This is a genomic window from Ruegeria sp. CDSB022, assembly GCF_059611145.1.
Window position 1 is genome coordinate 20,038 of sequence record NZ_JBXWOZ010000018.1, and the last position, 18,870, is coordinate 38,907.

Below are 18,870 nucleotides of genomic sequence, written 5' to 3' on the forward strand. Positions count from 1 at the left end.
ATTCTGACACGCCGCCGCCGACGACCGCTTTGAGCCCAAAACCGACACCGAAGAAAATGCAAGACGACGCCAAAAAGTAGCGTCGCCCGATAGTCGCGGCTGTCGCTTTATTCTACCAGTTCCAGATCACCAGGACGCCAGGTCTTGTCGAACCAAGGCTCGAGCGGTCCGTAGAGGCGCATCATCACGTTGAAGCTTTGCCCGGGCATGGTTTGCGTCCAGTTGTTCTCCCAACCTTCTGGGGCTTCCGGGCCAAAATAGATGCTGGTACTCCCATCCTCATTCGGCTTTATCCCCAGTCGATTAGAGTCGATACCACCGGATTCCAGGTCAGTTTCAAGGATCGACCGTGTCTGTCCGCTATACAACATAAACGACGCAAAGTTTTTCGCGGGAACGGGTGCCGGGAGAGTTACCTTGTAGGTTTTTGAGCCATCCAGGTACTGTCCGTTGTTGTCTCGCGCCGTCATCGCATAGACAGACCCCGTACCGACCGGTGGCGAGGTCATCGCAGGCGTTATGCCCGTCGCCATATAGAAAAAGTATGAACGGTCATCGAGTATGCGTGCACCGTCCTCAAGAAACAGATAGCTCTGACGTTGAAACGGTGAGTTCCATTGCCGGTCTTCATAAAAGAAAACTCCCGGATCGCGCGAGGCATACGTAATCGCTCGCGCCGTGGCGTTTGCTATCGCTGCCGCCTCCTTGAAAATGGCCTGCATACGGGCATCGGGTTCGAAGGGCTCGCCCTTCCTGATCCCTATGGAAGCAAACGTTCCTACAATTTCCGGACTGAACGCACCAATTGGATTGTTTTCGAGCGCGACGTGGATCTCTTCAAAAAAGTCTTCGTTGTTCGCGTGAACGGTGTTGTGTTGGACGCCTGAGATATTCAGGAAAGTTTCCGCGGGTGGATTATCTGCTTCACTAAGCGGATATACATTCAGACCCGCCTTGATCTCGGCAACGGGCCCAGCTGTATCTCCGTCTGCGTCCGGTGAGCGTCTCAGCAACAACCAGTGCTCGTTTGTCTTGGTGCGAAGCTCGAAGAACCCGTCGGGCACCGGCGTTTTATCATCGTTGTGCAAGAGTAGGTATTTGCCGCCTTCTCCCTTATCCGCGCCGAGCGCCCCGATATCCGTCACGTAGTCAAATGCGGCATCATCCAGCAACCCAAGCAGACCTGCCGGAACCTCAATCACCATCGGGCCATCAGAGATATCGACATTCGAACCAATGTAGATTGTGGTGGTATTGGGCGTCAGCCAGATGGATCGCGCGTCCAGCAGGTCTTCTGCAATCACGACGTCATTAGGATTGACGCCTAAGTCCTCGTACCCCTGAAACATAGCCCGAAGCGAAGCGATTTTCATACCATCTAAGAACGCCGTCGTAGCCCTAATCAGATCAAGGTTATCGAAGACCTTCTCCACCGTCTCGGGCGATGGCATACCATCGAAGAATTCAAGATCACCAAGCGTCTGGGTCTCGACTCGGTCTGGAGTTAGAATATTGTCAGGCACGTCGGCTTTGAACTCTTGGGCTGTAGATTGCGATCCGACTACTAGTGCGAACAGCAAGGCAACTGACTTTGCTTTCACTATTACCTCCATTGGTTTTTTTGGTTTTGTGGTCAGTTTACTTTTTCGAGATCTCCCAACATCCAGCCACTTTCCAACCAACCGTCTTGCGGCCCGTAAAGGCGGAATAACAGGAAGTACGGCTCTGTGGTTGGTACCCAGTTGCTTTCCTTTCCGTCCGGAGCCTCTGGGCCAAAATAAATGTCGTAGGAGCCGTCTTCATTAGCCTGCATCGCATCAGTGTCGCGCTCGGACAAACCGACAGGATCAACGTTCCGAATGAAGCTCTTGGTCTCCATCGAATAAACAATCACGGACCAAAAATCGTCGGCAGGTGTGTCCGCTGGGACGTTCAGTCTATAGGTCTGATTGTGATCGTACATTTCTCCGTCGCTGTCGCGCAGACCTGTCAGATAAAATGTACCTCCGCCCAGTTGTTTCGGCAGGTATGTAATCCAGAAATAACTGCCGCCCGCACGCGCATCCACAAGGACTTCGGTCTCTGTCTCATACGGGAAACCAGCCTCCGGTTGACCTTCGGCGAAGTCCCAAATCAGCCACTGGCTCCTCATCTCGCCGCTATCGTCGACCCAAAGTGGGATCATGGCTTTCCCAGGCGTCACAAAGTAATTCTGCATCGAGGCATATGCGAGCAGCAAGCCCTCGTTCATTGCCTGCATCTGAAGTTCACTTGGCTCGAAAGGCTTTCCCTTTTCGATCCCGAGATCTTTCAAAAAATTCACCATAACCTTGTCTTGTGGACGTATCGGGTTGTTTTGAACGTAATCGTTCAAGTCCTGAAAGAAGGTCTCGTTGTAATAAGGAAGCGAGTCGTACGGGACTTCGGACGCTTCGAAATAGTTGTTTGGCGGTGGATTGTCGGCCTCAGACAAATAGTAGACCTTTATTGTCTGAGCGTAGTCGGCCGCATCGGCGTCCGTTCCGCCATTCGTCAGTTTTGGCCGGAACGAAAAACCATACTCGTAGGTATCTGTTTCAAAGGGAAGGTATCCCGCCTCAGTTAATTCCTCTAGGGACATATCCCCTTCGTAGCCTGGGGGTAGCATGAGGTACTTGCCGCCGGCACCTTCATCGAAACCATCGGGACCAACGTCCACGATAGGAACATCCCAAGCATTCACGATTGTACCGAAGTAGTTCACCTTGTCGGTAGCTGCGGGCACTTCAATGACAAGGGGACCGGGTTCGGAGGTCATTGAAGCCCAAGCATAGGCCGTAACATCGTTAGCCGTAAGAAACCCATGTTTGGAATCGAACGGCTTGTTGAGATAAATGATGTCGTTGTAGTCGCCACCGAGGTCGCGGCGAATGCCCTTCAGAAAATCGATCATACCAGCGGCGGGCATTCCCCAGATGGCCGTCTGAGTGGCGCGCTGCACCATGATCTTGTACTCGATGTCCTCGACCTCGGCTGATCGTGCAAGGATGTCGCCCGTGTCGTTGAAGGACTGGGAGAAAACTGGTGAAGCAGAAATACCTGCGCCGAGCACCATTCCCAAAAAATGCATCGAAAAACCGCCGTGTAATGGCCGAAGTATTTTCATATTGCAATGCTCCCTGCTGTTTAGGGAAAGCTTGCACATCCGTTCAGCCGATGCGTATCATTTCACGACACGCGGGCAAACAAGCGGGTTGACGGATTGAACCTACCACCGATGATTTCGGCCAAGGCCTTGGGCGCGATGCCCCAGTTTGTGCTTGAGGCCGCAGGGGAAAGGCGCCTGTTGCGTGCTTTTGACTCGGCCGATCTTCCTGTTCACTTCATTGAGGAAAGAGGCGGTTACATCTCGGAGCATGCCTTGGCGACCTTTGTGCACGAAGCCGCACGATCCGCGGGACAACAAAACATCGGATTGTTGTGGTCACCGTATCTCACCGTCGCTGATTACGGCGCCTGGGGGAGCTACGTTCTTTCTGCTCCAACGCTGGGGGCAGCGCTAATACGAGCTTCTGCCGTCATGCCATTTCATTCGTCCGCGGATCGCGCGTGGCTTGAAACTACGGGCAGTAGCGCGCGTTACTGTTATCGTTTTGGACTTCGCTCGCATTTCGCGTATCCGGACATCGGTTTCTCGGCCGTTGGGGTTTTTCTGAGCATATTCCGCGCGTATTTAGGAAACGACTGGAAGCCATCGGCCGTGCTCTTGGACTTCCCGAAGGTTCCTGGATTTGTCGAGGCAGAAGACACCTACGCTTGTCCTGTAATCTGGAACGCCACCCGGCTTGGGGTTGAGTTTGATGCATCGACTTTGCGAGCCGAAGCCACGCCCAAAAAACTTAGCGGCGGCTCGACAACTGTCGGAGATATTTCTCGTGAACGATTGGGCGGCCCCCCCCAAACACTTCGAGGACAAGTCGAAGAGGTGGTTTGGCAACAACTTCATCGGGAGGAAATGTCGATTGATGCCACCGCGCGTTCGCTCGATCTTGGCGTTCGCACACTACAACGGAAGTTAGCAAGCGAAGGGGTTCGTTTTCGCGAAATCGTCAACGATGTTAGGGTAGCAAGGGCCGAGGAACTCCTAACGGATACGCGCGAGACAGTCTCCAGTATCTCCTCCATGCTAGGATATGAAACCGCAAACAATTTCAGCCGCGCATTTAGGAATTTGACGGGACTGGCGCCCTCTGACTATCGCAAGATGAACTCCGACCATAGTTGACATGTGGGTCGCGAGACCAGTCTTCGAATGCCTGCTTTGTCCGCATAGCAGTCATTTATGCCTTGTACAGCGATTGTCTACTTGAGCCCAAAGAGTCAAATGCTGCATCTTGCTTAGATGTCAGTTCCCAGGCGCAAAACCAAAGACGGGTTTGTCCTAGGTAGAAGCGACGCAAACAATCTGATCGAGGTTGATTTGACAGTAGAATTGCAGAACCTGATGCTAGGACAGCGAAATTAGGAGTGTTTGTATGTCCTTCAAACAACATTGCCAGGAGGTATTCGACCACTATGTCGCCTGCTACCGACAAGGGGACGCCAATGGATGCGCTTCCGTGTTTGCAGCGCAAGCAGAGATGTACTCTCCCTTCGGCCCACCTTCCATTGGAAGGCAAGCTATTGAAGACACACATGCAGAGTGGGTCGCGGAAGGTGGAGAAGACAAAAAAATCAATGTCTCTAGTGCAGGTCGAGACGGCGAACTCGGCTGGTGTCTTGCAGAATTTAGCGAAGGCACGACAGGTGAAGGCGTTTCGCTGAATGTGCTTGAGCGACAACCAGATGGTCGATGGCTAATCACCCTATGCAGTCTTAATGAGACGCATCCCTAGAATTTAAACAGCTTGCTGCCGTCTGTTCCCATGCGTCGAATTGCCGATGTTAAATAGTTTTTATCTAAACCAACCGAGCCGAGCTAAATTGAAAGGAATCTACCATACTGAACCTCGAACTTGCCAAGAAGCTGTCTAGCCCCCATGTTGTGGGCCATTTCGGACTAGAGTTTCGGGGACTGGTGGGCTTTGTAAGGGTGGAGAGTTGCTTAAGTTTGACGCTGAAACAACGAAATTACTAGAAACCGCCTATCAGGGAGCCGAATTGACGCGGCGACGACAGGTGTCATTTGATGCGCTGTGCCCTTCTCCCGGTGAAACTATTTTGGACATCGGATGTGGCAACGGGCTGTTGACAGCAGAGTTGGCTCGCGCAGTTGGCTCGGATGGCTGTGTCATCGGGATCGACCCAAGCACTGACATGACAGCAGCCGCTAAAGAACGATGCAGCGACTACGCAAACGTGGAGTTTCGTGCTGGTGCTGCAAATAGCTTGCCCATTGAGAATGAGAGTGCTGACAAAGCGGTCTCGGTACAAGTCTTTGAGTACATCGAAGACGTAGACGGTGCGTTGGCTGACACGCTGCGGTGCGTCAAACCCGGCGGGCGGCTTGTCATCAGTGATCTGCACTTTGGTAGCTTGATTTGGTTCAGCGATGAGCCCGACAGAATGCAAAAGATGCTGACTTCCTGGAACCAGCACTTTGTGAGTGGTTCCCTCCCGGAAAGACTGCCCGCACTGATAAAGGCTCGCGGCGACCATGTGGAAGATGTCTTGTCGTTCACTATGACAGATCACCAGCTAAAGCCTGATGGCCTCGCAATCATGATGATGCACCTCATGAAGCAATACGCTGTCGCAAATGACTATGTTGATCCCGCAGTTGCGCAATCGTGGTTTGACGAACAGTTCAGCCTTGCAAAAGTTGGACGCTTCTTCTTTTCGATGACCCAATTTGTCGTCGTGGCGCGTAGAAAAGGGTGATCGAGCGAAGTAACTCGGCATAGGTTCTTCCGCAGGCTTCCTGAAAGTCGCGGTTGAAGAGACCCCCATTGGTGTCACAGTCGCCCCAATTGGTGCTGCAAATCTTTTGTCCATATTTAATTGTCGTCGGTGATGCCCCAAGGAAGTGCCAGACGTGCAGGCATTGATCAGACGTTCGAACGACCGCAGTGATAGGTGTGATGACAGAAGGTCTCGTGTTGCTACTTACTCTATGGCGACAACACAGGTGCGTGGCTGTCACTTCCAGCTTGCAGCTGCATTTTGGTGCGATCTAATCGCCTTATTCGGCCGATTGTCACCAAGTGTTGTCAGAACTTTCCTGGATACAGGTTCATCATGTTCTGCACGTCAAGCTCACTCGAAAACGCATCGGGATTACTCCAGATCACGTCATTAATATAGTCGCGTTCCGCGTGAAGATCGTTGGCTGTAGGCCGCAGCTTCCGGGTTTCGGGGAAGGCTCTTTTGGTCCAACCGAACAGTCCACCAAATACGGCCCAGAGGCTGGGTGACATTGTATGGGAAGCCATCTCATGGTCCTTTCCGAGTTAATTGCGCTGTCGCAACAACAGTAACTGTTCTCCCGTTTTTCTGGTATCCGGCACAAAATTGTGCTGTTCTACAAAAATGAAGAACGGGTTCCGAAATTGGTCGGATATTCGTGTGTTCCTCTCTGTCTTCAGAGAAGGGTCGACGCTTGCGGCCTCTAGAAAGCTAAAGGTCTCCCAACCAACGGTTGCCCGACGCATTGATGTTCTCGAAAGAGAAACAGGCTTGACGCTTTTTGAGCGCGGTACGCACGGGTTCAAACCGACCCCAGAAGCCCTTCGCCTCGTTCCCCTCGCCGAAGCAATCGAGACTTCAGTCCTTGAATTTGCCGATTGCGCGAAAGAATTGACGTCGACACAACCCATCCGTATCACCGCTTACTCAGCAAACTTCTCTGCACGCATGATTGAAATCGTAAACGAGTTTTCCGCCGACAATCAGGATGTCGCATTCGAGTTTTTGTCCAGCGTTCGGGCGCTGGACCTGATGGCGGGCGAGGCCGACATTGCTTTGCGCCTTGCAAGAACTGAACCTGATCCTGACCTGATCTGTCGTAAGATCAGCACGGCCCGCTGGTCTTTGTTCGGCAGCAGAAATTACGCGGACAAATTTGGCTTACCGGGGTCAACGAATGATCTGGCCGGGCATCAGTTTGTTACCTTTCAGCGGGACGATGTACCAAATGTATTCCACGAATGGTTGACCAATCACGTGGAGCCGGACCAGATCGTCATGTCTTTCACTGAACTGGAGCTAATGCATGCGGCGATCAGGTCAGGGCAAGGCCTTGGGATCAGCAATGTCAAGCTGGTGGAAACAGACATGTCTTTTATCCGATGTTTCGACGAAATCCCCGAACTTGCGGTGCCGCACCTAATGCTCATTTCGCTGGAAGCCTATCGTCGGCCAGAGGTTAGAGCCTTCGTTAAGTTCTTCGCACCTCGCTATGCGGCAATCTACAAGTAGTTATTTAGGCAAAAAAGGATTGAGAACACGCGAACAAGCTAGTTTGCATGTACGCCACGACCGCAATTGCGAATAGAAGCCTTATGTGGCGAGCCCAAGGATACTCTTGAAGATGACAAAGGGAGGTCGAATTGATCGCCGCGCCCAAGTCGCTGCAAACCGCCTTAACTCCGACATGCCATCACATGGTGCATGACCAGGTTAAGAACTTCAACATCGTTCTGGTTAAATGTCTGGTATCGGAATTTGACCGTTCCCCGGTCTGGCTTCGAACGTGATGGTGTAATTGCCTCAACCGTGACGCGCACGCTGATCGTGTCACCGGAATACACCGGAGCCAGCCACCGTACCTCGTCCATACCATGTCCACCCAGATTGGTGCCGGTAAGTACACCAGTGTCGCGGAACAACCTGAAAGTAAGCGCTATTGTTTGAAATCCACTGGCGATGAGACCGCCGAAAATCGACTTTGCAGCAGCCACTTTGTTAACGTGGAAGGGCTGCGGGTCATGAACCAGTGCGAAGTCAACAATCGCTCCCTCGGTCAGCGTAACGCCACCGGTTTCGAAAGTTTCGCCAACCGACAAATCGTCGATGTATTTTCCGCTGGCCATGGCAAAAGTATAGTTTGATGCACACTCTACCGTCAACGCGGAGCCACGCTCGGCAGCCACTAATGCCGCATTGTCATTCGACTATGGCAAAGATCGTAATTGAGAACTGAGCCAGTGGTCGTTGACCTATGCCGCGGCGACAAAAAGGTGCGCTTCTTGCGGTACGTGCAATACGCCTTCATTGTCATATCTAGACAAAACGTCTGCAACCTCTTCCACGACCTTGTTGGTGACGTCATCACCTGCATCCCTAAGATCAGTTTCGATTGGCAGCGCCATGATTTGCGCACGAAGGTCAATAAATCTTCGCTCTAGTACCAATGGCTCGTGACGAGCTATCTTAAAGCCTGCATCGACCAACAAGTTCGAAATGAGGTCCCCATCTCGAAACGAAAAAGGCGCTCTGGCCTTGACTGCGGCATCTGTTCCAACATGCTGTTCGAGAGCTTTTGCAAGTGCTCCATTGAAGGGCGACACAGCGCGCCAACATGTCAAAAATAGCTGACCGTCATTGCGCAAGATCCTATGAACTTCTTTCAACGCGGCGGATTTGTCGGGGAAGAACTGAAGCCCCTGTTGTATGAAGGCATAGTCAAACGTAGCGTCTCCGAAAGGTAACTCGGTTACATCTGCTGCATACCACTCGAGCACATGACGACAATCCAGCTGATTGGACTGCGCGACCTCAATCATGGTTTCGTTCAGATCTACGCCAACAACCCGGCCTTCGCCCGTCAGTTTCCTTGCAATCTCTCGCGTCAAAGCCCCGGTGCCGCATGCAATGTCGATAACACAAGTGCCGCTTCGAAGCTGAACCTTCTGCATTGTTGCTTCAGCCAATGGGCCGAACATCGCAGGCACACTATGGTTGTTGTACTTCTGCGCAGCTTCTTTGGTCAGCCGGAAATTGTCCGTCATCAAAAATATCCTCCTAGCAACGCGTCAATAATTGGATCACCCAAAGTGACCCAAAATCGTAGTCTCACGAGGTTTCAACCGGAAGGCTCTCATCGGCGCTCCATTCAGCCCAGGAACCATCATAGAGGCGCGACTTGTCGAACCCCATGTGGCGAAGCGCAAGGAGACCGCAAGAGGCGGCAATACCGCGACCGCAATACGCGATAACCTCGTCGTCGGTTTGAATTCCCTTGTCCTGATAGTGCTGAAGGAGGCGGAGGCGATCCGCCAACCTGAATGAGCCTCGTTCCTTTAGTTTCGCTGCCCGCTCAGCAATGGGTGTGTGTGCCAAATCCGGATCGATGTTCGATATCGCCGGTATGTTAACTGCACCGGGGATATGTCCCGAGCGACCTCCCCATGTGTGAACACCGTCGCCTCGGAAGAGGTCGTTTGGCAGAAAGTCCACAACTCTGACCTCAGGCATTCCTATCGCGTCCAGAACGTCAGTTTTGCTGGCAATCCAATTGCTCTGCACCTTGGGAGCGAAGTCGCCAGGCTCAACGGATGGATCGCCAGTTTCAGTGGGTCGACCTTCGAGTTTCCATTGCTGCAAGCCGCCGTCCAAGACCTGCGCGTTTTTATGGCCATAGTGCGAAAGTGCCCACCAAAGACGCGCTGAAGCCAACGGAAGCCCGGAATCATCGTAGACCAAGACATGACTGTCGTTGGAAACACCCAACTCGCGCATCTTTTTCCCAAAATCCTCTGGCCCGAGCATCATATCGGGAACGTTCTGATTGCTGTCTGCAAGCTCCGTCGACATGCCTACATACACGGCGCCGGGAATGTGCTCGGCTTGGAACTCGCTCCTATCGTCATAGGCTAAGCCCTTGCCGTTTTCCTCCCTAAACTTCCAGCGAACATCAATGATGCGTAGTTTCGGGTCAGTCAGGTTATCTGCCAACCAAGCCGTATCAATGAGCGGGCGAGTTTGGGTTGTCATACCTACGTTCTCCTCTAACCGGACGCGGGCCGGGCCGTATGGAATAATCCCCAAAATTGCTTTCGGAGTCCAATTTTAGGAAATTGGGATTTGATGATGCAACTATGGTTTGATTGGCATTTCGATGATTTCATGAGACTTCTGAAAGAAACGGATGCTGAAATCAGGGCGCCTCGCAACGTCGATTTCCTTTGACTCGTTTATGGCTAGGCATGCTCATATAGCTCACTGACGGACAGGTTTGGTACAGATAGTGGAAGGTTTGGATGCTTGAAGATCGGTACGGAAGCCCGCTAACGACCACATCACAAGCTGCGCGAGACGCCTACGTTGAAGGCATCGATCGTTTTCTGGGTGCTTTTGATGATGTTGAAGAAGCTTACCGTTCTGCAATGCAGGCAGATGATAGTTTTGCCATGCCCCATGTTGGGCTTGCGCGATACCTTGTTACCGTCGGGCGTGGACAAGATGCAAAGCGTGAAATAGCCGTCGCAAAGGAACTGTCGCATGGCGTCAGCTCGCGCGAAGCCGCCCAGATCGACATTATCAGCGATCTCATTGAGGGGCGTGCACCGCAGGCTTACAGGCGCATCCGGGATCACGTTGCTGACCATCCACGAGATATTTTGCTTGCTCAGACCTGTACCAGCGTATTTGGCTTAATAGGGTTTTCAGGTCAGGCTGGACGCGAGGCGGAGCAGCTTGCGTACACGACCATGTTAAAGCCACACTATGGCGACGACTGGTGGTTTCTCTGTCAGCATGCATTTGCCCAGATGGAGGCCGGACAGATTGGCCCGGCCGCGGAAAACATCGAGTGCGCACTTGAGTTGATGCCAGACAGCGCACACACTGCACATGTCAGGGCCCATCTCTACTATGAGAACGGTGAGACGGACGCTGGCTACGCTTATCTGCGCGAGTTTTGGCAAGACTATCCCTCCACAGCGTATCTGCACTGCCATCTCAGTTGGCACGTCGCTCTGTGGGCGCTTGAGAGCGGCGATGTGGCGGGTATGTGGAAGCTGTTCGATGATTATGTTTCCCCCGACCGACCTCCTGCGCCACCACTGAACGTTCTGACTGATAGTGTGGCAATTGTTCACCGCGCCTTTTTGGCTGGCGAGCAAATTCCCCAGGAGCGTTGGCAACAACTCAGCGACTATGCTGTTGAGTTCTTTCCTTCACCTGGCTTGGCTTTTGCGGATGTTCACGCTGCTCTTGCGCATGCGATGGCTGGAAACAGAGAGCGTCTGGAATCAACCATTGACGGCGCAAAGGGACCCGCAGGCCCCACCGTTGTTTCTGTCGCAGGCGCATTCCGTGCGTTGGCGGATGGAAATGCGGATGAAGCGATTGAGAAATTCGTAAGTGTCATGTCTGAGCACGAACGCCTTGGTGGTAGCCGGGCGCAACGCGACATTATTGAGTTTTCATTGGCGCATGCGCTGGCAATTTCGGGACAATCGAATGAAGCTCAACGCATTCTCAACATGCATCGACCGCATACCTCTCACGACCATGCAGTTGCCACGCTAGAAGAATAGGGTCCCCCGTATTTTTGACGCCCGCAATGAGCGCAAATTACAGGTTTTCAACGCCACTTTGAACGTAAGCTGTCGCACGACGCTACTAGGTCCCAAAAGTGTTAGTTGGCGGAAAAGAACAATCTGACTGCTGACATCAGCTTTCTCAAATGCCCGTCTTAGGTGTGCAAGCGGTGATTGTGGTCTTGTCGGCGGGCTACTGTGGAGGGATTGGACCGCCCGTCACTCACGCGGCCGACAAGTTGATCAGTTGCCAAGAAGAGTGCTTCGATCAAATGGGGCTCATATAAGTCGGGTCTAGGCCTTAGGTCGGCTTTGATGTCGCCAGTATCGAGAAACAGCCCATTGTGGTAAACTCCTCCCTTTAATTAGGGGGTTATTGTGATGGAATACTATGATCTCGGTCGCTACAGCCGAAAGATCACAACCTCGTCGGACGAAGCCCAGCTTTGGTTTGATCGTGGTTTGGCTTGGACTTACGCGTACAACCACGAAGAAGCGATTGTATGCTTTCAGAATGCCGTGGCTGCGGATCCAAATTGCGCAATGGCGCACTGGGGCATCGCGTATGGTATTGGGCCGAACTACAACAAGCCTTGGGAAACATTCGAAGAAGACGAGAAGCCTGACTGTATCGCCTTGGCGAAAGCGTCAATCGAGGCTGCTGCGTCGTTAAAGGACCGGCTGACGCCTGTTGAACGCGCGCTAATCGATGCCATTCCAGCGCGTTATCCACCCTCGTCGGATATTGAGGATTTCAGCCCGTGGAATGACGCCTTCGCTGATGCGATGCGAAAGGTTCACACCGAATTCGATCAGGACCTGGACGTGTCTGCGATTCTGGCCGAGTCGCTCATGAACCGGACACCCTGGCAGCTTTGGGATTTGCCGACCGGAAAGCCCGCCGAAGGGGCCGATACGCTCGAGGCAATATCCGTGCTCGAAAATGCGTTCGATACACTTTCCGGAGCATGGGAGCACGCAGGACTATTGCACATGTACATTCACCTTATGGAAATGTCGCCCCACCCCGAACGGGCACTGCGTCAGGGCGATGTGCTCAGCACGCTGGTGCCCGAGGCCGGGCATTTGTTGCACATGCCGACCCATATCGACGTGTTGTGCGGAGACTATATGAACGTGGTACTGCGCAATCACAAAGCCATATTGGCAGATCGCAAGTTTCTGAAGCGCGAAGGCCCTGACAATTTCTATTCCGTCTATCGGTGCCACAACTATCACTTTAAAATATACGGTGCGATGTTCTTGGGGCAACCATCGGCAGCAATCGAAGCTGCCGATGAGCTGATCGACACCTTGCCGTCAGACACTCTTCAGCCGATGGCGGACTGGTTTGAAGGCTTCATTCCAATGAAGCAACATGTGCTGATCAGGTTTGGTCGCTGGCAGGATATTCTCAATCAGGATCTGCCAGAGGATGAAGAGCTTTACAGCGTGACCATTGCCATGATGCGGTATGCAAGGACGGTTGCCTTGGCCAACCTACACAGGGTCGCCGAAGCCGAGAGTGAAAAAGCCAAGTTCTATGATGCTCTGGCCAGAGTTCCTGAGACCCGAATGCTGTTCAACAACACATGCCGGGACATTCTGAAGGTCGCTGAGCAAATGATGCTGGGTGAGTTGGCCTATCACGCAGGAGAGCACGAAACGGCCTTTGACCACCTGCGAAAGTCAGTCGAGATCGACGACAACTTGCCATACGACGAGCCCTGGGGCTGGATGCAACCCACCCGTCATGCGCTGGGTGCTCTTCTTCTTGAGCAGGGCCAGATGGAGGAGGCCGAAGCTGTTTACCGTGCAGACCTTGGCCTGGATGCAACGCTTAGCCGGGCCTGTCAGCATCCGGGCAACGTCTGGAGCCTGCATGGCTTGCACGAATGTCTCACCCGGCGCGGTGAAACGGTCGAAGCCGCCCATATTAAGCTACAACTGGACAAGGCCGCTGCCCGCGCCGAGGTGCCGATAAAGGCATCGTGTTATTGCAGGCAGAAGGCTTTGGCCGCCCAGTAATCACTGATCAACAGCAATGGCCGGGGTATTTGCGAGGCCCGCTTCTGCCGTTGACCGGGACTTATTTAACTTCGTTGATGGCAACAGTCTGGACGACGACAAGACTGCCAAGCATCGCTTCGGTGCCGATTTGCGGTAAATCAGCCGCATGGTAGCATAGCGCAGGATTTGCAGTCGGGGGGCAATATGGTCTTAACATTCGCGCAAATGGAAGCTCAGGAAATATCCAAAGCAAATCCGATTTCAGCAACTGACGCGCTGGCAGTACTGATCGAAGACCCCAACGCACTTGTAGTGGACGTGAGGGATAGCGCTGAAATGGCGGCTACAGGTATCAACCCTAGAGCAATTCCGGCTCCTGGTCGCGCCGTCGCTTGGATGGCAGACCTTGAAAGTGAATACAGATCTCAAGAGTTACAGGATCGTGGAAGGCGAATTTTCACCACTTGTGGCGGAGCTCCGAGCTACCGAGGCGCGGCAGCGGCAAATGTATTAACAGCAATGGGTTTTCAAAACGTGCAGTTCATCGATGGAGGGATGGCGGCTCTGATCGCAGCTGGCTCCTCCACAAAGCAGCCTTAAAAAACGGCGAAACCAACGGTCTTGAGCAAACAGAGCAGGCGAGTAAATAGATACTTCTCAGCTTCCAGAGTTGTGTCTAGATACGACTTGCGACTGAGACTTAAGCCAATTGACGAACACCTTAGCCTCGGGACGCTGAAATTCTGCTTGAGTCTGGATGTAATAGACGCCGAAGAGTGGCTCAGAGAACAACTCAATCATTCGACCAGATGACAGATCGTCCTCGAAAAAAGCTCTGGCAGAATACGTGATACCGTCACCCCGGCGAACCGCAGTCATGATCAGGTTCCCCGGCATGTGATTTATGGTCAATGGCTCGGGAGGTACGACCCCATGATAGGTGAACCAGTCGGCCGCCTCGTTGGTGCCCAGTTCCTGCAACCAGGGAAGCTTCGTTAAAGAGGCCGGGTCACGCAGATCTTGGCCTTCCACCAGTGAAGGTGCTCCGATCACGACCATGTCGGAAACAAGGACGGTATCCTCTTCTTTTCTTGGCATGCGTCTATCGTGATACCGAATGGCGACGTCGATACCACCTGGCTTTATCTGAACCAGCTCCGAGGTTGGGTTCAGCATCAAAGTGATCTCTGGATGTTGACGTTGAAACTCTGCCATTCTCGGCAATAGCCACTCTACCGCGAATGCGGGTGACATGGTCACTTGAACGGGGCGGTGCCCTGCATGTTCCGCCAGTCGTTCGACACCCCTTCCGATAATTTCAAAACCGATACCCAGTTCACGTGCCAGAATGATGCCTGGCTCTGTCAATTCAATGCTGCGCCCACGTCTGGCAACGAGAGCTACACCCAAATGTCTTTCCAACGATTTCACCTGCTGGCTGACAGCCGCTTGGGTCACGTTCAAGCGTTCAGCTGCCACGGTGTAACTCCCTGCCTCCGCAACTGCTGAGAAAGCGCGCAAAGCGTTCATCGGGGGAAGGTGCAACCAATCCATACTGTAGATTTTCTAATGCTTGGTTAAACTATTTGAGTCGCATGATATCGGTTTTCTTGACAATATTCATATCAAAATCTGTTTATAAGTTCCAAGAAAAATAGGTATAGGCATCATCATGGATGTCAGCCTAGCCGCATGCCAGGAGATCTTCATACGATGGAAAAACTTCAAGGTGGATGCTACTGTGGTGCGGTTCGATACCAGATCGCGACACCACCTGTCTGGTCGGGACATTGCCATTGTCGTTCATGCCAAATGGCCCTTGGCGGCGCCTTTTTAACTTGGGCTAAGGTAGCCGCCGAAGACTTCGCCGTTATCAAAGGCGAAATCCAACACATTGAGAAAACTCCGGGTATTCGCCGCGGGTTTTGTCGGGACTGTGGAACGACGTTGACCTATGCCGCCCTAAATGAAATTGAGGGCCAAGACTGGAGCGCTGACGCTTGGTTTTCTGCTGTAACGTTGGACGACCCATCGATTGCGAAACCCAAGGCCCACGTCTTCGTGTCACATCAGCAGCCATGGATAAAACTCGACGACGGTCTGCCGACGTTTCTTGAGTTCTAACCAACTTTCCGAGCGCACGGAGGAGAAAGCGATGATCACTGCATACTCATATGCCTGCAAGGATTGCGAGGGCATGGAGGCCTGCCCAGGCAAAGTGGTTGCAGCGACTAAGGACGAAGTATGGAAACTCATGGAACTGCACGCGGTAGTCGCCCATGGAGAAGATCCTAGTTCGTGGGACGCCGATACTCGAGAATATCTGGAAACACTGATAAAGCCCGCGTGATCAAATAAATTAGGCTTCAAATTCCTGCGGATACGCGCCACAGTTCACATCGCCAGCAATTCCTGATGAATTGCGACCATTGCCCAGGTGTCGCGCGTGCAATACGCCACAAGATCAGCATATACCTTAGGGCTGCAGCCGGACGCACCTGCGGACTGCCGTTGAAGACAAGTATTCGGAGCGCCTTTAATGCCGAAAATAGGCAGTTATTTTAGGTGATTAACGACCGGATACGAGAAGATCAGAGGCTGTTGAGCCGATGCTTTTCGAGTATCCCGCAAAGCATAGCCTGTGCTTGCAGCCTGTGTTCTCGATGACGTTCACGGGCGGCATCTGGACGACCTTCACTGATCGCTTGAAAAACAACCCGGTGATCTTCATTAGATTTAACGGGCAGGGGCCTGATGAACAACGTCGTTGCGCGCGCGCGACGTACCTGGTCGCTCATCATGGCGACAATCGCTTCGACTCGTTTGTTGCCGCCTAACCGAACGAGCTCCTGGTGAAACAACTCGTCGGCCTCGGCCCAGGCTTCAAGGTCTTCGGCTTCGATGGCTTGGTCCATCTTTGCAATTGATCCGGCAAGTACCGCCAGTTCATCTTCGCAGTAGCCCGCTTCGGCAGCGCGCTGTGCTGCGAGACTCTCGAGTTCCGTTAGGATGTCGTAGATTTCGCGCATATCATCTGATGAAACAGGCAGTATCCGAACGCCCTTTCGGGGCCGCATTTCAAGCAACCCTTTACTTTCCAACATCAGCGCAGCTTCCCGTATCGGGGTGCGGGACATGCCAAGGGTTTCGGCGAGTTCCGATTCCAGATGATCAGTTCCGGCCGCAAGTTCGCCGGACAGGATCATCTGTCGCAAATCCCTGACAGCGCGTTGTGTATTAGAAAGAGTTTTTGCGTCCTGATCCTTCACGGGGTCTCCAGGTTGATTTTTCGTCCTTCCGCAGCTGAGAGATAGATATTCTCTTCAATGCGGATCACATCCAAATATTCTCGGGCCGTGTTTTCCAGCGGCGTGCCCCGTAGAAGGCCCGAAATGACGTGACTTTGCAAGGCGTGGACGCAGTCTCCTCCAAATCCATCATGATCGCTTGGAGGTAGAATCTGCTGTCGCTCCTGTTTTCCAAAACCGCGGAGTTCTACTGAACCATCGCCATTAAGAACCAGTGATCCTTCCGTTCCTTCGATGAGCGCTTCGCCCATGGTCTGACGCAGGTTTTTGGCGCTGTGGTCAAGGCATCTGTTGCCATCGAACAGAGCATTCAAACCGTTTGGGTGGTCAAACAGGATGAAACCTGCATCCTCGCCCGTGATAACGGGGTTAATTTGGCGCAAGTCCGCATAAACGGCGCTTGGCGCATCGAATAGAAACCGGAACGTGTCTACCCAGTGAACCGCTGTTTCATGAACCAGGAAACGCGGCATTTCCTGAAAGTACGGCTGCCGGTCAAGGTAGGCTCGTGGTCCCTGTCCGTCGCCGGGCCGAAGCCGGAAAGTAGCTTGGAGAGGTGTACCAATTCGACCCTCGGTCATCGCCACCTTGATCGCACGATACCAGGGCTGAAAGCGAAAATTCTCATGCACGACAATAGTTGCACCTACCGCCTCAGCCTCTGAAACAATCTTCTCAGCTTCATCCAGAGATAAGCAAAATGGCTTTTGGCAGATCAGCCACTTGATACCAAACCGCAATGCCGAGCGGATTGCCTCGGCCTGCGCCACAGGCGGAAGGATGATGTCCACGAGATCTGGTTTTTCCGCCTCCAACATTCTTGACAGATCATCGTAAGCGGCCAGTCCTGTTTCTTTCGCCTTGTTGATATCACGGTTGCAGGATGCAATCGGAACCGCTCCGGGCATTCGGGACCAGCTTTCGTAGTGGAACCTGCTGAAATACCCCGCACCCACACACGCGACACTGATGGCTTGTTGAGTATTCATGTCCGCATTGCTTCCAATACCGATGCGGCGGCACCCTTCGTTCCGGCCGTTCCACCTAGGTCACGGGTCAGGTTCTGTCCGTTCGCCGTCACCTTTTCCACGGCTTCACGCAATCGTTCGCCGTCGCTGGACAGGTCTGGATGATCATGGGTGAACCCCAACCATTCGAGCATCATTGCTGCGGACAGGATCATCGCAAAAGGGTTTGCAATACCCTGTCCCGCAATGTCCGGGGCGGAACCATGGCAGGGTTGGAATACAGCGTGATTCAACCCGATATCCGCTGATGGCGCCAGTCCTAGACCACCCATGAGACCCGCACCAAGGTCTGAGAGGATGTCTCCGAACATGTTCTCAGTGACCAAAACGTCAAATTCCCAAGGCTTTTGAACCATCCATAGAGCGGTGGCATCAACATAGGCATGGTCAGCTTTCAAATCGGGATGGCGTGCGGCCTCCATGTCAAAGATAGATCTGAAGAATGCAAAGGCCCTGAAAACATTGGCTTTGTCGACACATGTAACCCGTCCTTGGCCGCGACCGGATGCCTTGCGGTTCTTGGCGAGTTCAAACGCGAAACGGAACAGTTTTTCGGACACCTCACGAGTGATCAGCAGAGTTTCACGTGCTTCGTGTTCAGTAACTTCGCCAGCGCCTTGGGTGAAGAACAGTCCTTCTGTGCTTTCGCGTATCAAGACAAAGTCGATCTCTTTTCCGGGGGGCAGCGTCAAGGGGGTCATTTGTCCGCTGCTTACCTTTACTGGTCGTACACCAGCGAAAAGTCCCAGTTGCTTTCGCAGATCAATCTGAGGTGAAATCTCGGTTCCGTCAGGATATCGAACATCCGGCAAGCCCATTGCAGACAGCAGAATTGCGTCAGCATTGCGTGCAGTTTCGAGTGATCCAGCCGGAAACGAATCTCCAGTTTTGGCGTAGTGGCCTGCGCCTGCTGGTGCGTATGTAAACGCCAGCTCGTAGCTGGGATTGTTGCCCGAAAGCTGGCGCAGGATTTCAAGCGTAGGGGCCATAATTTCAGGGCCGATTCCGTCCCCGTGGAACACTGCCACATCATAACTTTTCTTCATCTTAGCCCGCTTCCTT

Annotated in this window: 19 protein-coding genes; 9 read left to right on the forward strand and 10 right to left on the reverse strand. The window is 52.9% G+C overall.

All coding sequences use genetic code 11. The features are described from left to right. Positions 1–107 precede the first annotated feature (107 nt). Positions 108–1,601 carry a DUF1254 domain-containing protein gene (locus AC2FIZ_RS18405; protein ID WP_281973668.1) on the reverse strand — a complete coding sequence of 498 codons (1,494 nt, stop codon included), beginning with the start codon at positions 1,599–1,601 and terminating at the stop codon, positions 108–110. A gap of 32 nt (positions 1,602–1,633) precedes the next feature. Then, on the reverse strand, positions 1,634–3,145 hold the full coding sequence (locus tag AC2FIZ_RS18410) for a DUF1214 domain-containing protein (protein ID WP_496689834.1): 1,512 nt from the start codon (positions 3,143–3,145) through the stop codon (positions 1,634–1,636). 111 nt (positions 3,146–3,256) lie between these two features. Between AC2FIZ_RS18410 and AC2FIZ_RS18415 the strand changes: the two genes are divergently transcribed. The 3 genes from AC2FIZ_RS18415 (at position 3,257) to AC2FIZ_RS18425 (ending at position 5,859) form a co-directional block, all read left to right on the forward strand. After that, positions 3,257–4,264 carry a helix-turn-helix domain-containing protein gene (locus tag AC2FIZ_RS18415; protein WP_281996007.1) on the forward strand — a complete coding sequence of 336 codons (1,008 nt, stop codon included), beginning with the start codon at positions 3,257–3,259 and terminating at the stop codon, positions 4,262–4,264. A gap of 250 nt (positions 4,265–4,514) precedes the next feature. After that, positions 4,515–4,874: a YybH family protein gene (locus AC2FIZ_RS18420; protein ID WP_281973672.1), complete on the forward strand. Its 360-nt coding sequence runs from the start codon at positions 4,515–4,517 to the stop codon at positions 4,872–4,874. A gap of 205 nt (positions 4,875–5,079) precedes the next feature. Further along, complete coding sequence (locus AC2FIZ_RS18425; RefSeq protein WP_281973673.1) at positions 5,080–5,859, forward strand: methyltransferase domain-containing protein; 780 nt, start codon at positions 5,080–5,082, stop codon at positions 5,857–5,859. Between the two features lie 329 nt (positions 5,860–6,188). On the opposite strand, the gene AC2FIZ_RS18430 is transcribed toward AC2FIZ_RS18425, so the two are convergent. Next, positions 6,189–6,410, reverse strand: a complete 222-nt coding sequence (locus AC2FIZ_RS18430; RefSeq protein WP_271951927.1) for a hypothetical protein — start codon at positions 6,408–6,410, stop codon at positions 6,189–6,191. Between the two features lie 22 nt (positions 6,411–6,432). On the opposite strand from AC2FIZ_RS18430, the gene AC2FIZ_RS18435 reads away from it, so the two are divergent. Continuing rightward, the gene (locus tag AC2FIZ_RS18435; protein ID WP_496791446.1) at positions 6,433–7,395 is read left to right on the forward strand and encodes a LysR family transcriptional regulator; all 963 of its coding nucleotides are present in this window, start codon (positions 6,433–6,435) and stop codon (positions 7,393–7,395) included. A 164-nt stretch (positions 7,396–7,559) separates the two neighbouring features. Here AC2FIZ_RS18435 and AC2FIZ_RS18440 read toward each other — a convergent pair whose 3' ends face one another. The 3 genes from AC2FIZ_RS18440 to AC2FIZ_RS18450 form a co-directional block, all read right to left on the reverse strand. After that, a complete protein-coding gene (locus AC2FIZ_RS18440; RefSeq protein WP_496689831.1) occupies positions 7,560–8,069 on the reverse strand; it encodes a MaoC family dehydratase in 510 nt (169 codons plus the stop codon). A 66-nt stretch (positions 8,070–8,135) separates the two neighbouring features. Next, positions 8,136–8,927, reverse strand: coding sequence for a class I SAM-dependent methyltransferase (locus AC2FIZ_RS18445; RefSeq protein ID WP_496689830.1), 792 nt, complete (start codon positions 8,925–8,927; stop codon positions 8,136–8,138). Positions 8,928–8,991: 64 nt separating this feature from the next. Next, the gene (locus AC2FIZ_RS18450; RefSeq protein ID WP_142639587.1) at positions 8,992–9,912 is read right to left on the reverse strand and encodes a sulfurtransferase; all 921 of its coding nucleotides are present in this window, start codon (positions 9,910–9,912) and stop codon (positions 8,992–8,994) included. Between the two features lie 266 nt (positions 9,913–10,178). On the opposite strand from AC2FIZ_RS18450, the gene AC2FIZ_RS18455 reads away from it, so the two are divergent. From AC2FIZ_RS18455 to AC2FIZ_RS18465, 3 genes are all read left to right on the forward strand, one after another. After that, positions 10,179–11,459 (forward strand): tetratricopeptide repeat protein, encoded by a 1,281-nt coding sequence (locus tag AC2FIZ_RS18455; protein WP_281996002.1) that lies wholly within the window; start codon positions 10,179–10,181, stop codon positions 11,457–11,459. Between the two features lie 384 nt (positions 11,460–11,843). After that, the gene (locus AC2FIZ_RS18460; protein ID WP_281996001.1) at positions 11,844–13,490 is read left to right on the forward strand and encodes a tetratricopeptide repeat protein; all 1,647 of its coding nucleotides are present in this window, start codon (positions 11,844–11,846) and stop codon (positions 13,488–13,490) included. A gap of 207 nt (positions 13,491–13,697) precedes the next feature. Then, positions 13,698–14,072 carry a rhodanese-like domain-containing protein gene (locus AC2FIZ_RS18465; RefSeq protein ID WP_281973677.1) on the forward strand — a complete coding sequence of 125 codons (375 nt, stop codon included), beginning with the start codon at positions 13,698–13,700 and terminating at the stop codon, positions 14,070–14,072. A 57-nt stretch (positions 14,073–14,129) separates the two neighbouring features. On the opposite strand, the gene AC2FIZ_RS18470 is transcribed toward AC2FIZ_RS18465, so the two are convergent. Then, a complete protein-coding gene (locus AC2FIZ_RS18470) occupies positions 14,130–15,026 on the reverse strand; it encodes a LysR family transcriptional regulator (RefSeq protein WP_345741767.1) in 897 nt (298 codons plus the stop codon). A 159-nt stretch (positions 15,027–15,185) separates the two neighbouring features. Between AC2FIZ_RS18470 and AC2FIZ_RS18475 the strand changes: the two genes are divergently transcribed. Both AC2FIZ_RS18475 and AC2FIZ_RS18480 read left to right on the forward strand, forming a co-directional pair. Then, positions 15,186–15,596: a GFA family protein gene (locus AC2FIZ_RS18475; protein ID WP_496791447.1), complete on the forward strand. Its 411-nt coding sequence runs from the start codon at positions 15,186–15,188 to the stop codon at positions 15,594–15,596. Between the two features lie 31 nt (positions 15,597–15,627). Continuing rightward, positions 15,628–15,822, forward strand: coding sequence for a DUF1059 domain-containing protein (locus AC2FIZ_RS18480; protein WP_496689825.1), 195 nt, complete (start codon positions 15,628–15,630; stop codon positions 15,820–15,822). A 241-nt stretch (positions 15,823–16,063) separates the two neighbouring features. On the opposite strand, the gene AC2FIZ_RS18485 is transcribed toward AC2FIZ_RS18480, so the two are convergent. Genes AC2FIZ_RS18485 through AC2FIZ_RS18495 form a run of 3 tightly spaced genes read right to left on the reverse strand, consistent with a single transcriptional unit; the run spans position 16,064 to position 18,854 of the window. Next, positions 16,064–16,741 (reverse strand): GntR family transcriptional regulator, encoded by a 678-nt coding sequence (locus tag AC2FIZ_RS18485; protein ID WP_142639574.1) that lies wholly within the window; start codon positions 16,739–16,741, stop codon positions 16,064–16,066. Continuing rightward, positions 16,738–17,769 carry a Gfo/Idh/MocA family protein gene (locus AC2FIZ_RS18490; RefSeq protein ID WP_271951910.1) on the reverse strand — a complete coding sequence of 344 codons (1,032 nt, stop codon included), beginning with the start codon at positions 17,767–17,769 and terminating at the stop codon, positions 16,738–16,740. The genes AC2FIZ_RS18485 and AC2FIZ_RS18490 overlap by 4 nt, the downstream gene beginning before the upstream one ends. Then, positions 17,766–18,854 carry an isocitrate/isopropylmalate dehydrogenase family protein gene (locus AC2FIZ_RS18495; protein ID WP_281973680.1) on the reverse strand — a complete coding sequence of 363 codons (1,089 nt, stop codon included), beginning with the start codon at positions 18,852–18,854 and terminating at the stop codon, positions 17,766–17,768. The genes AC2FIZ_RS18490 and AC2FIZ_RS18495 overlap by 4 nt, the downstream gene beginning before the upstream one ends. Between the last annotated feature and the right edge of the window lie 16 nt (positions 18,855–18,870).